The organism is Emticicia soli, assembly GCF_037860775.1.
Classification (GTDB): domain Bacteria; phylum Bacteroidota; class Bacteroidia; order Cytophagales; family Spirosomataceae; genus Emticicia; species Emticicia soli.
The window spans coordinates 22,020-36,299 of record NZ_JBBEWC010000020.1 but is presented as its reverse complement, the minus strand read 5'-3'; the positions used below and the strand labels follow the sequence as shown (position 1 = coordinate 36,299).

The 14,280-nt window shown below is 40.1% G+C and carries 8 protein-coding genes; 7 read left to right on the top strand and 1 reads right to left on the bottom strand.

What is annotated here, in order from left to right; all coding sequences use genetic code 11:
• The first annotated feature begins 22 nt into the window (after nucleotides 1–22).
• From WAE64_RS23300 to WAE64_RS23285, 4 genes are all read left to right on the top strand, one after another.
• Nucleotides 23–1,105: a FecR family protein gene (locus tag WAE64_RS23300; RefSeq protein ID WP_340240356.1), complete on the top strand. Its 1,083-nt coding sequence runs from the start codon at nucleotides 23–25 to the stop codon at nucleotides 1,103–1,105.
• Between the two features lie 201 nt (nucleotides 1,106–1,306).
• Nucleotides 1,307–4,711 carry a TonB-dependent receptor gene (locus WAE64_RS23295; protein ID WP_340240354.1) on the top strand — a complete coding sequence of 1,135 codons (3,405 nt, stop codon included), beginning with the start codon at nucleotides 1,307–1,309 and terminating at the stop codon, nucleotides 4,709–4,711.
• Nucleotides 4,712–4,729: 18 nt separating this feature from the next.
• On the top strand, nucleotides 4,730–6,442 hold the full coding sequence (locus WAE64_RS23290) for a RagB/SusD family nutrient uptake outer membrane protein (RefSeq protein WP_340240352.1): 1,713 nt from the start codon (nucleotides 4,730–4,732) through the stop codon (nucleotides 6,440–6,442).
• 28 nt (nucleotides 6,443–6,470) lie between these two features.
• On the top strand, nucleotides 6,471–8,933 hold the full coding sequence (locus tag WAE64_RS23285; RefSeq protein WP_340240350.1) for a hypothetical protein: 2,463 nt from the start codon (nucleotides 6,471–6,473) through the stop codon (nucleotides 8,931–8,933).
• Nucleotides 8,934–9,015: 82 nt separating this feature from the next.
• Here the strand turns inward: WAE64_RS23285 and WAE64_RS23280 are convergent, their stop codons facing one another.
• Nucleotides 9,016–10,422 (bottom strand): DUF4932 domain-containing protein, encoded by a 1,407-nt coding sequence (locus tag WAE64_RS23280; RefSeq protein WP_340240348.1) that lies wholly within the window; start codon nucleotides 10,420–10,422, stop codon nucleotides 9,016–9,018.
• A 221-nt stretch (nucleotides 10,423–10,643) separates the two neighbouring features.
• Between WAE64_RS23280 and WAE64_RS23275 the strand changes: the two genes are divergently transcribed.
• From WAE64_RS23275 to WAE64_RS23265, 3 genes are all read left to right on the top strand, one after another.
• Complete coding sequence (locus WAE64_RS23275; RefSeq protein WP_340240346.1) at nucleotides 10,644–11,552, top strand: helix-turn-helix domain-containing protein; 909 nt, start codon at nucleotides 10,644–10,646, stop codon at nucleotides 11,550–11,552.
• A gap of 102 nt (nucleotides 11,553–11,654) precedes the next feature.
• Complete coding sequence (locus WAE64_RS23270) at nucleotides 11,655–12,449, top strand: crotonase/enoyl-CoA hydratase family protein (RefSeq protein WP_340240344.1); 795 nt, start codon at nucleotides 11,655–11,657, stop codon at nucleotides 12,447–12,449.
• Nucleotides 12,446–14,251, top strand: coding sequence for a feruloyl-CoA synthase (locus WAE64_RS23265; RefSeq protein ID WP_340240342.1), 1,806 nt, complete (start codon nucleotides 12,446–12,448; stop codon nucleotides 14,249–14,251). The genes WAE64_RS23270 and WAE64_RS23265 overlap by 4 nt, the downstream gene beginning before the upstream one ends.
• Nucleotides 14,252–14,280 lie beyond the last annotated feature (29 nt).

Genomic DNA, 14,280 nt, shown 5'->3' with positions numbered 1-14,280 from the left:
TAGGGTATAGAAACAAAATACTATGGCTAAGAATTACGAAAAATATACGCTTGAAGAATTAATAACCGACGAAGATTTTATTTGCTGGGTAAAATACCCTACCCAGGAATTGGACGAGTTTTTTCAGACGCTTATCAAAAACAACCCTTCTCAAGCTAAACTAATCCACACAGCAAAATTAGCTGTGCAGCAACTGGCTATTGCAAGCAAACAAGATGCTCCCGCAAACGAAATACCGGTTATCTGGACAGACATAGAAGAAACCCTTACACAAGCACCTGCACCTCGTGCAGGTCTTCGTATCTCATGGAAATACCTGACAGCCGCCGCCGCAGTTATTTTACTAATGGGTATAGGGTATTGGCTCAATACACGCAACATGTCTGCCAGTGTGTACACACAACTCACAAGCAACAGTGCCAAGCCCATAAAAGAAGTTGTGAATACCTCGACAGAAATAATGTCGGTTACATTACCTGATGCAAGTGAGGTAAAACTACAACCCAATAGCCGATTGAGCTATAACAAATCGTTTGAGGGAGACCTAAGAGAAGTGTATTTATCAGGTGAGGCTTATTTTGATGTAAAGAAAAATGCCAAAATTCCATTTGTGGTTTATGCCAATGGCCTGGTAACAAAAGTATTAGGCACAAGCTTCTCTGTTAAGGCTTATGAGCAAGACAAGCAGGTATCGGTAAATGTAAAAACGGGTAAGGTTTCGGTATATGCGCAGAAATCGCCCCAGACTTTAGATCCCGAAACCAAGGGAATAGTACTAACGCCTAATCAACAAGTAATTTATACAAAAGAAAACGAGCAACTTGCACGCACATTGGTAGCCAAACCTACCATATTGCTCAATAAGCAAGAGTTGTTACAGTTTGCCTTTAAAGATGCACCTATTGATGATATTTTTGAGGCTCTTGAAAAAGCATACGGTGTAGAGATTATCTATGATAAAGAAATTATGTCAAATTGCCGTTTGACAACCTCGCTTACTAATGAAACACTCTTTGAAAAACTGGATATTATCTGTGCGGGTATTGAAGCTACTTATAAGCTGATAGACGCACAGATAGTTATCACCAGCAATGGATGCAATTAAAATCAATTCAACCCAAACCTATTCTTTATTTTTTACTATATGGATAAAAAAAGTATCAGGCTCCTTTAAATAAGAAAAACCGATAACGATTCCGGCGTTATCGGCTCTATTTCCCCCTTCATAGTTTCGAAGAACTGCACCCAGATTCTGGGTGAGAAGGATTGTTTTTGCTCCTTATCTAACAAAAACCTAGTAAATTAAATGAAAAAAAGACAAGAAATCAAAAAAAAACTACTGTACCTCATGAAAGTATCGCTCCTACAGTTTTGCATTGCGATGATTTTTACGGGTATCTCGTTAGCGAAAGATGCTGAAGCGCAGGAACTACTCAACCGTAAGGTGAGTGTTCAGATTGAGAACCGCAATTTTGAAGATGCGATTACAATCATTGAAAAACAAGCTGATGTAAAATTTACGTACCGCTCTAAATTATTAGAAGTACCGCAAAAAGTAACGTTGAATATCGTAAATCAGTCGCTTTCGCAGGTACTTGATAAATTGTTGAGACCGCTAAAAATCAAATATAAAGTTGTCAATAACCAGATTATCTTGTCTCGGCTGATAACTCTTGCCTTACCAGAAACACTACCAAACACGTTAGTGTACTCACCGAACGACAACAATATTGCCGATATAGGTGTAAAAGGTGTGGTGAGTGATGAAAAAGGAGAGGGCATACCAGGTGTGAGTGTAATAATAAAAGGTACTACCAAAGGAACAGTAACAGGTATAAATGGAGACTACAACCTATCAGTTCCTGACGGAAACGCCATTCTGGTGTTCAGTTTTGTAGGCTACCAACCAAAAGAAGTAACAGTAGGCAACCAGACAACTTTAAATGTTACATTGGCAACCGATACAAAAGCCCTTGAAGAGGTAGTAGTGGTAGGCTATGGTGTGCAGAAAAAGAAAGATTTAACAGGTGCAGTATCATCTATCAATGCCGATGTTTTTAAAGAGCGTAAAGAAACGCAGGTATCGCAGGCTTTGCAAGGTGCTATGTCGGGTGTAATGGTTAGCCGTAGTGGTGGCAATGGCTCAATGGGTAATGCCAGTATTCAGATTAGAGGGGTAACTACAATTGGTGACTCAAACCCTTTAGTAATTGTTGATGGTGTGCCTGTAAGTGATGTGAATCAGGTAAACCCAAACGATATTGAAAATTTATCTGTACTAAAAGATGCGGCTTCGGCTTCTATCTATGGTTCTCGTGCAGCAGCAGGGGTAATTTTAATTACTACTAAAAGAGCCAAAACAGACCAGGCCTCATTCAATTATAGTTACGAAAGAGGTTTTGATACCCCTACACAATTGCCCGACTACATGGGAGCGCAACGCTACATGGAACTACAAAACGAATTAAGATGGAACGATGCAGGCAATGGTGCAAATAAATTTCCGGCATTCAGCCAGGATCTGCTTACAGATTACAATCAGAAACACCAGACGAATCCTGACAGATACCCTGATACTAACTGGATGGGTATGACACTCAATAATATGGCACAACGTGAGGCCCATAGTGTGAGTGTAGTAGGAGGGTCGAAATTTGTAAAATCAAATGCTTCGGTGCGTTATGAGAAAATAGGTGGTTTTTATGAAAACAAAAACTATAACCGTGTTTTTGTGCGCTCAAACAACGATTTTACTATCAATAAAATAGTAGGGGGTACGGTTGATTTTAACTTTAAAAGAACCAATACCGTTGACCCTACGGCTGATAACCCGCTTTATCGTACCCGTATTGCTGCTCCTATCTATCCGGCTCTTTGGGCTGATGGCCGAATTGCTGATGGTAAAGCAGGTGAGAACGTATATGCTAAAGTAAGATATGGTGGCACCAACCGCTATACTTACAACCAGATAGGGGGCCGTATTGCCTTAGACCTAAAACCTATCGAGGGACTTAAAATTTCGGGTATTCTTGCGCCAATCTTTGATTTTAATGACCAGAAAAGATTCAACAAAAGAGTTGATGTATATGCAGCCGACGACCCGAATCAGTTTGTAGCTTCGTTGATTGGTGGTGGTCTTACTACCCGTCTCGACGAAAACCGTTGGAGTAATTATAGCCTTACTACACAGTTTTTGGCCAACTATGGTAAAACTATTGGCAAACACGATTTCACGGCCTTGTTAGGGTATGAAAACTACTATTACAAAAGCGAATCTATCGGTGCTTCTCGTGACCAATATTTATTTGATACATATCCTTACCTTGACCAGGGCCCTACGGCTTTCAGAGATAACTACGGTACTGCTTTCGAAACAGCTTACCGCTCTTATTTCGGTCGTTTAACTTATAGTTTTCAAGACAGATACCTTATTCAGGCTAATATTCGTCGTGATGGGTCTTCTCGGTTCAATAAAGATTATCGTTGGGGAACATTCCCATCTATTTCGGCGGGCTGGGTAGTGAGCGAAGAAGGATTCATGAGAAACCAGAATCTTATATCATTCTTAAAACTACGTGCTTCTTGGGGTACTTTGGGTAATGAGCGTATTGGTAATTATCCGTCGGTGGGTATCATGAGTTTCAACAATGCCTTGTTTTACCAAAACAATGTAGCTGTTTCGCAACAAACTGCTGCACAAGTACAGTATGCTATTAAAGATATTTCGTGGGAAAAAACCTCTTCTGTCGACTTGGGCTTAGATGCCTATTTTTTGAAAAACAAACTTCGTTTTACTGCTGATGTGTATCGTAAAGAAACTAAGGATATGTTATTGGCTTTACAGATTCCAATATTTGTAGGTTTCGAGAATCCGAATCAGAACACGGGTATCATGACAACCAAAGGTATTGACCTTGATTTGGGTTGGACAAGCACCGTAGGTAAATTAAGATACTCAGCTTCATTCAACCTATCACAGTTCAGATCAGAAATGGGTGATTTGGGTGGAACAGAGTTTATCGGTGATAAAATCAGAAGAAATGGCAGCCAGTTTGATGAGTGGTATGGCTATATATCTCAAGGCATTTACCAAACACAAGAAGATGTAAATAACTCTCCGAAATTAAGTAATAACGTAAAAGTAGGCGATTTGAAATATGCCGACATCAGTGGGCCGAATGGTGTGCCTGATGGAAAAATCTCTCCTGAATACGACCGTGTACTCTTAGGTAGTTCTCAACCACAATGGATGTATGGCGGTAATTTCAAACTAGATTACAGAGGTATCGATTTAGGTATCACAATTCAGGGTATTGGCTACCAACGTACTTCGCTTTTACCATATACCGATTATAATGCCGAAAACTTTGGTGCATTCCCGGTGTATCTTGATGGTAACACCTGGAGCATGAATAACACAGAGCAACAAAATCTGGCGGCAAAATATCCTAGATATACTGAAACAAACAGAGCACTGAACCGTAGCTTATCAGACTTCTGGTTGTTTAACGGTGGGTATTTTCGCTTGAAAAACGTAACGTTGGGTTATACCATTCCACAAAGTATCACGAAGCGAATTATGGCCAACAGTATCCGTTTTTACGTAACCGGAACCGATATTTTCTCGCTTAATAAATACCCTAAAGGTTGGGATCCTGAAGGACTCGGGATTGTGTCGACATACATTGGCGGATTTAGTATTGGTTTCTAAAAAACAAACGACAACAAAATGAGAACAAAGATATATAGTGCAGTACTTAGCTTATTGTTATTAGCTTCCTGCCAGAACTCCCTCGATTTATATCCGCTGGCACAGCCATCGGCCGAAAAATGGTACTCTAACGAAACAGAAATACAACTGGCACTCAACGATTTGTATCGCCTTGAGTGGTGGCAGTGGGACGAAGACAACACAAGTGTAAATTATTTGTCAGACGATGGCTTCTATCGCCAGGCACTTACGCCTATCAAAGCCGGAACAGTAACCAGCCAATGGGATTTTTCTACTAATTTCTGGCGTAATGGCTACAAGGCTATTGCTCGTGCCAATCGTGCTATTGTAGCCTTGAATAGCACCGAAACCAAGTCGAAAGTAAGTCAGGCAAAATTAGATGTGTACCTGGCTGAGGCTCGTTTTCATCGTGCCGCCCAGTATGCCAAACTCGTTGATAAATTTGGTGATGTAGTGTATAGCGATGGTGTTGTAAGTATTGAAGATGCCTACACAATTGGCAGAACTGATAAGAAAACTGTAATAACAAAAATCTATGAAGATTTTGATTTTGCCATTGCCAACCTACCTGATGCTTATGCTGCAACAGCTATCAAACGTGTTACTAAGGGCGTTGCTTTGGCATTGAAAGCTCGCTTTGCTCTATACCAGCAAGATTTTACAACTGCTGCTGCTGCCGCAAAGGCTTGTATAGATTTGAATCAGTACACATTACACCCTGATTACGGTACTTTGTTTTTACAAAGCACTAAAAACTCAAAAGAGGTAGTTTTCTCGATACCTCGTTCGTTAGAACAGAAAATCACGCTTGGGCCTACTTCTGATAAAATCACCAGAAACTCAGGAGGCTTTGCCGCTACCAACCCAACCTGGGACTTGTTCTGTTCTTACTTGTGTACTGATGGCAAAACCATCGATAAGTCGCCTTTGTATGACCCACGCAATCCGTTCAAGAACCGTGATCCACGTTGCACAGCCACTATCGTAGAGTTTGGGCAGCCACACTTAGGTTTTATCTACGACCCGCACCCTAATGCCGTACAGGTTTTACGTTTGAGCAGCAACTCAATGGTTACCAATAACGACAACCGTGTAAATGCACAATTTGCTTCCTTTAATGGTTTGGTCTGGAAAAAAGGTATCGATGATTCGTGGCTATTGAATGGCCGTTTGATTGAGCCAGAACAAATAATTATACGCTATGCTGATGTTTTACTGATGTACGCCGAGGCTAAAATTGAACTCAACCAGATAGATGAGTCGGTACTTAGTGCTATGAATGCCGTAAGAGCAAGGGCTTACAAAGTTGCTGCAAGCGCTACCACGCTTTATCCGGTTATTACTGAAACAAATCAGGCTGAACTTCGTAAACTCCTACGCATTGAGCGCAGAATGGAGTTTGCTAACGAGGGTCTTCGCTACATGGACATTGTACGTTGGAAAATTGCAGGCAAAGTACTCAATCGCCCGATTTATGGTATGCTCGACCCCATTGACCTGAAAGCCAAAGTAGTAGACAAAGGCTTATGGTTCTTTGCCGGGACACCAACGATTGATGAAGACGGTACGCCTGATTTCAGTGCAATGGCTGCAACAGGGCTTATCAAGAATCTGGTTCCTACTGCATGGACCGACCGCCAGTACCTATGGCCAGTACCAACCGCCGAAATTCAGATAAATCCAAACATGAAACAAAACGCAGGGTATTAAGCACCCTAACCATCAAATTTTATTGAAAATGAGAAATTCTAAAGCAATTTTAGCAGTTGCTCTGCTATTGGTTTGCCAAACCTTAAAGGCACAGATTAAAACTTCGTATCGAAAGATTAGCGGTATTTACCCACACTTGGCATACTATAACAACGAAGGCGAGTGTGGAACAGGTGCAGTAGTGCCTTGGGCAGGTAAGTTATGGGTTATTTCTTATGGGCAGCACTTTCCGTTTGGCTCATCTGATAAACTCTATGAAATCAGCCCGAATCTTGACCGTGTGGTACGTCCTGAGAGTATTGGTGGTACACCTGCAAACCGCATGATTCATAAAGAATCAAATCAGTTGTTTATTGGGCCATACGCCATTTCAAATACAGGTAGTGTGCGAGCAATTCCATATGCAAAAATGCCGGGTCGTCATACAGGTAACGCCCGCCACCTTACAGACCCTGCCAATAAGATTTACTATGCTACAATGGAAGAGGGTTTTTATGAGGTAGATGTAAATACACTTGAGCCTAAAATGCTCTACAAAGATGGTAATGTAGACCGGAAAAAGGGTGAAATGGCTCAAGAAGCACAGTTGCTACCTGGTTCTCATGGCAAAGGGGTTTTCTCGGGGCAAGGTGTTATGGTTTATTCCAATAATGGCGAAGCTACTCAATTGGCACTGAAGCAGTTCGATATTGAGTCGGGTCTATTGGCTGAATGGAACGGCAAAGATTGGAAAAATGTACGCCGTAACCAATTTGTAGAAGTAACAGGACCAGGCGGTATTTACGGAAATGCTAATCCGGAAACAGACGCTATCTGGGCTACAGGTTGGGACCATAAATCGGTATTGCTAAGTGTACGTGACGGTGGTAAATGGACTTTCTTCCGTTTACCTAAAGCCAGCCATAGCTACGATGGTGCACATGGGTATAACACCGAATGGCCTCGTATCAGAGACATCGGTACTGCCGAAAAACCAGATTACTTAATGACCATGCACGGTATGTTCTGGCGTTTTCCAAAAACATTTACTTCTAAAAACTCAGCAGGTATCCGCCCTCGTTCGGCTTACTTGAAAGTAATCGGAGACTATACTCGTTGGCAAAATATGCTTGTGTTTGGTTGTGACGACTCAGCAGAAAAAGAGTTTTTAAATAAACGTGGCGCTAAAGGCAATATAGAAGGTCCGGGTCAATCAAATTCTAACCTTTGGTTTACTTCAGCTAACACGCCAGATTTGCTAGGTCCTAATACAGCACAAGGGGCGGTATGGTTAAACGAAAAAGTTAATGCTAACACTGCCTCTGAGCCTTTCCTTTTTGCAGGTTGGAAAAAACGTATCGCATGGATAAACAATGCCGGAAGCGACAACGTAACTTTTACTTTTGAAGTAGATGCTAAAGGAAACAATAGCTGGAAATCCCTACGCTCAGTATCCGTAAAAGCAGGTCAGTCAGCATCGGTAACTTTTGCAGCAACCGAAGTAGGCGAGTGGATTCGCGTAAAAACCGACAAGGCAACTACTGCTACTGTTAATTTCAACTATACTGATGATAGCCGTTACGTTGCAGCAACCGATAAAATGTTTACAGGTTTAGCGCCTGCTAATAGCACTAATTACAAAGGAGGCTTGCTTTATGGCTTAGGTCAGAATCGACATAAACTGGGGATATTAGCAAAAGACTATGCTAATGGTAAGTTTAATGAAACAGGTTATTATGAATTAGATAGCTTAATGAACTTGGTTAAGAAAGATGATGCAAAAACGGAACAGTTTATCCGTGAAAAATTTGCTGTTCCAAGCAATATTCTTACTATCGACGAGGCATCTGTATTAATAACAGACGATTTAGGCAGAAGATGGAGATTGCCAAAAGGTAATGATGCCCTGACAGATAAAACCAATAGCGCTTCTTTAAGAATTTGTAGAGAAGTAGCTACTGAGCGTGATTTAATGAATGCACACGGTACTTTCTATGAACTACCTGCTGAAAATGCCGATGGTTATGCCAAAATCAGACCGATAGCTTCGCATGCCTATGCAGTACACGATTATGCTTCTTACCGTGGCTTATTGGTAATGACAGGCTTAAACAACCAGACTGCTGCTAACGAGCACATTATTACTTCTACCGATGGTAAGGCCAAAGTATGGGCTGGTACTATTGACGACCTTTGGAAATTAGGCAAGCCAGTTGGTCAAGGCGGCCCTTGGAAAAACACGCAAATATCAGCCAATACCGCATCAGACCCATATTTGATTGGTTTTTATGATAAAAAGAGCTTGAAAATATCTCATAACTCAAGCCAACCTGTTACATTCAAAATTGAAGTAGAGCCGATTGGTCATGGCCCTTGGATGACTTATAAAGAAGTAACTGTAAAACCTAACGAGACATTTGAGCATACATTCTCAGATTCGTTCCAGGCTCGTTGGATTCGTTTCGCAACAGATAAAGATTGTCAGGCAACTACATGGTTGACTTACAAATAAACAATAGATATTTTGTAATAATAGTTTTGTTGTTAAATCCCCGGAAAGCTTTTTTCGGGGATTTTTGTTAAGTATTCTTCAATCACTTATTTTCTTCAAACCATTTTATGATTAAAGGATATAAATCGGCTATCGTCTGACCTTTCTCTCGGGTTTTATATATTTGTATCAAGTATTGATTGAAAATGCCGAATTTCTTAAAACCTCTGGCTTCTATTTGCTTTTTTTCAACAACGGCAATTAGTTTTTCTTGTTCAATAGCTGGCGCATAGTCTACATATCTTAAACTAACTAAGCCCCAATTCATATATTCATTAAAGCAGGTATAAGGCGTATTGTAATATAAGGCAGCCGGCTTTCCTTTTTCATTCCAGCTTGTCATGTCAGAAAAGGCATTTGTAATAGCTTTTTGATAGTGTGGTTTTTCTGCTTCAGGATTAATAAAGCTATGATTTAGCTCAGTAAATAAAATGTTGCCTTCTTTCAGATTCAATGCCTTTGATGAAAACTCTTTTTCGTCGTTGCTATCTCTATAAGGAAAATTAACATGGGCTTGAGCCTCTTTAAAGCCATTGTTTTCAAACCAGATAGCAGATTGTATGTTACCAACTAAAGGTGAGAATATCACTTTAAAAGAATTGTATCTGGTGGTCGGAAAGTTTTGTGTTAACCATTTTTGCATTTCCTGTAAATCGATAGAGTCTTTATAAGTCTTTAACTGATGACTATAAAAACGGCTGTTGTTTTTATAAAAATCCTGAAATTTAGATTTATCAGCAAAAGACTGAAGGGCTTCTATGTAAGGCTTTAAGGTATTGAAACGACCTGAGTTAATACGGTTATAAATTTTGCTTTCTACTATTTTCCCATTTGTCGATAAATCAAAAGCATAGGCATCCATTTTAAGAGAGACAAAACCCATTAAATTTTTGGACAGAGCAGAATCTATTCTTTTTACTATAGGCTCGTCTTTGTATTTGTCAAACCAAAGCAATAGATCCTGATAATAAGGTGTATGCTTAACAACCAGACCCTCATCTTTTTTTGCATTATTGGTTAATGCCACAACGATATTGAATAACTCATAAATTGGCGGGATTTCTACAAAAGATTTGCCGTTGTGCGAGGTAATGTATCGTTTGCGAAATTTAGCAGCAGGAATATCTTTAATGCCATTAATTTGTGTATAGGCAGTGTCTTTTTTGTTTAAAATTACCAAGAAAGGATATTTTTTACCTGCTTTTACTTTAAAGCTTATAGAGTCAATATCAGAAATAAACGTAACCCGCTTAGACTTTTTGTCAATAAAGGCCTCATAAATATCAGGCTTAGTTTTAGGGTCTATACTCCAGCGGCCTTTTCTAAGGTTGTTACCATCCCGAATGTCTAAGGTTGGGCTATTTGATTTAAGAAGGAGTTGTTTTTGAGCAAAACTATGAATGCTAATAATTGGCAGTAACAAAAAGGGAAGCAGTTTAAGGTTTATCATAAGAGGCGAGGTCAATTAAAGGATATTGATTCCTATAAGATATAAGTTAGGAATTGATATTTTCTATCCTTAACCTTTAGGTCTGTAAATATGTACTTTTTGATTTTGTCGATAATAACCTATAATAGAATTTAAGATAATTTAACACCACAATAGGTTTTGTTAGCAAAGAGGTTCAATAATTAGGACTTCATGCGCATTCAGTCTATTTTTGTTTTGCTATGGAAAAACGGAATACACCAAATGTACCCTTACTGAACCCTTCGCAGTTCGATGATTACATCTTCGCCGACTGGAAGCCTATGGTATCGGGTTTTTATGAAAAGTTTCACATAGCAAGAGTAGAAAGCTACCGAAATCACCTCCGCATTCCACTACAACCGCATCGGCGTTCGGTTTTCTTTTTCATTTTTATTACCAAAGGGCTCGCAGTTCGTAGCAAAGGGCTTACTTTGTACGATGTACGGCCGAATCATTTTTTTTGTTTACCTGCCAACGAAATCACTTCTTTAGAGGGTGTTGATGAGGATACCGAAGGGTTCTATTGCCATTTTCTGCCCGAAATCTTCAATCAACCTTTTATTAAAGCCGATGTAGCTAAAGATTTCCCCTTTTTTCAATTTACTGGCGAGCCACTGGTACAAGTACAAGAGCCCGAGCGTATTGTTAAGCTATTAGAAATCTTAGAAAAAGAATATAGCATTAACGATAATGAGCGCTTCGATTTAATTCCGATGTATTTGATGGCTCTGTTTTCAGAGTTAAAGCACCTCTCGCAACCTGCCGAACAAAACAATAAAAACGCAGCTACTTTTATTACACAGCGTTATAAAAATGCGTTGTCGGAATTTATTTATGAGAAAAAAACAGTGCAGGAGTTTTCAGAATACCTGGCTATTTCGCCAAATCACCTACATAAATGTGTAAAGGCTACCATCGGTAAATCGGCACATGAGTTGCTCGAAGATATGAGGATTCTGGAAGCAAAGGTTTTATTGAAACAAACTACTATGAGCATAGGCGAAATAGCCTTCAAACTAGGCCGCTTCGACCCTAGTGATTTCAGTCGCTTTTTCAAATCCAAAACAAGTATGACTCCCCGTGAATATCGTCAATTTGAAATTGATTGATTTTGCATGATATAAGATTTTTCTTGCCTATAATTTAAGGTGCTATATATTGAAATTTGTATGGTAAAATTTTAATATATAATTGTATAAATACTAGATATTGTGTACGAAGAAATCTTTCAATCTTTTCTACCGCAAACACTTAAAGTTGAGATTCAGGGCGAAAGCTTATTGCTAGGCTTAAACCGACCCGAAAAGAGGAATGCCTTTAATGATGAATTGATTCTGGGTATTGAAAAAGTGTTCGACAACCTACCGCCTTCTATTCGTTGCGTAATTATTCATGGCATTGGCGAGCATTTTTCAGCAGGGCTCGATTTATCAGAATTGAAAGAAAGAAACGCTGTTCAAGGTATTTATCACTCAAGAATGTGGCATCGGGTGCTCGATAAAGTGCAGTTTGGCACTGCTCCTGTAGTTGCTGTTTTGCATGGTGCCGTAGTAGGCGGCGGTTTAGAACTAGCGGCAGCTTGCCACATAAGGGTATCAGAACCCAATACGTTTTATGCACTACCAGAGGGGCAACGAGGCATTTTTGTAGGTGGTGGTGCATCCGTCAGGCTACCTAAATTAATAGGAGTAGCCCGCATGACCGACATGATGCTTACCGGAAGAGTTTATAAAGCTGAAGAAGGCGAACGCATAGGCTTGGCGCAATATCTTGTAGAAACAAGCGAAGGACTCACAAAAGGTAAAGAATTAGCCAGTAAAATAGCTAAAAACGCCGAAATGACTAACTATGCCCTGATGCATGTACTACCAAGAATAGCAGATTCGGCGCAGACTGAGGGGCTACTTCTTGAAAGTATGATGGCTGCTATTGCACAAAGTTCGCCAGAGGCCAAACAACGTTTGAATGATTTTCTGGCAGGTAAAGCAAAAAAAGTTGGTGAATGATGCAGACTAACTATAAAAATATTGCTTTTGGGCCAACCCGCACTCAAAAATTGGTGCGTGAAAACGGAATCATTCATTTTCGTTTAGAACAAGTACTGGAACCTGTACCCGAAAAATTAACACAAAAGCTAATAGATTGGGCTGAAAATCAACCCGAGAAAACTTTTCTGGCACGTAGAGCAAAAACAGGCGAATGGGAGAAACTATCTTATGCCGAAACATTACGCAAAGTAAAAGCGATAGCTCAATACTTACTAAACCTCAATTTTAGTAATACAGAGACCATTGTTATTTTGTCAGAAAATAGCCTTGAGCACGCTTTATTGGCTTTAGCTGCTGTGCATGTAGGCATTCCGTATTCACCGATTTCCCCGCCTTATTCTCTCATTTCGCAAGATTTCGGGAAATTACGCCATTGTCTGGAGTTAATGACTCCCAGACTCATTTTTGCTCAAAACGGTATTCAATATAAAAAAGCACTTGAACTGGCAAGTACCTTATGCCCCAATGCTGAAATTGTAACGGTTGAGGGCGGATACGGAATTGATTTTGCCCATTTAATAGATACAAATGCTACTTCGGAGGTTAATGAAGCCTTTGCAAAAATTGAGGCCGATACAGTAGCTAAAATACTCTTTACTTCTGGCTCAACGGGTTTGCCTAAAGGAGTAATAAACACCCAGCAAATGTGGTGTACTAATCTGCAACAAATTACGCAGGTGTTTCCGTTTATGTCGGCTACGCCACCTGTTTTTATAGATTGGTTACCGTGGAATCATACTTTTGGAGGCAATCATAATTTCGGGCTGGCGCTTTATAACGGGGGCTCGCTCTATATAGATGATGGAAAACCAACCCCACAAGGCGTAGAAACCACTATTCAAAACCTGAGAGAAATATCGCCAACAGCTTATTTCAATGTACCCAAGGGTTTCGAAATGCTGATTCCATATCTTGAAAAAGAACCTGAGTTAAGACAATCTTTCTTTCAAAACCTGAATATGTTATTCTACGCAGGGGCAAGCCTGGCTCAACCTGTCTGGAATCGGTTAGAAGAATTAGCCATAGAGACCATTGGCGAAAAAATACCAATTATAACAGGCTTAGGTTGTACCGAATCGGGGCCGTCGGCCATGTTTGCTAATTGGGGTGGTGCTTTTTCAGGTTTGTTAGGAGTACCGGTAGCAGGTATGGACGTAAAAATTGTACCTGATGGCGATAAGCTGGAGGCACGCTACAAAGCCCCAAATGTAATGAAAGGCTACTGGCGCAACGAAGAAGCAACGCTAAAAGCATTTGATGAAGAAGGGTATTATAAAACCGGTGACGCTGTAAAGTTCTTGGACGAAAACGATTCTGACAAAGGACTGGTTTTTGATGGGCGCATTGCCGAAGACTTCAAACTATCAACCGGCACTTGGGTGAATGTAGGTGTGCTGAAAGCAAAACTTATTTCGGCAGGTTCGCCCATTGTGCAAGATGTTGTGCTGGCGGGTTTAGATAAAGAATTTGTAAGCGCCATTTTGTTTCTCAATGCTGATGCTTGCAGAAAATACGCTAATCTGGCTGCTGATACTGATAATCAGGTGGTGTTTCAACATGAACTGATAAGCGATTATCTGAAAGAATGCCTAAGCAGATTTAATCAAACGGCTACAGGTAGTGCAAATCGGGTTGAAAAAATAGTAGTGGCTTTAGACCCTCCTTCTATTGATTTAGGTGAAATAACAGATAAGGGTTCGCTCAACCAACGTATAGTACTAAAACACAGAGCGCACCTGATTGAAAAACTATATCTATAAATATTCAATATAACCATAAACAAAAATAG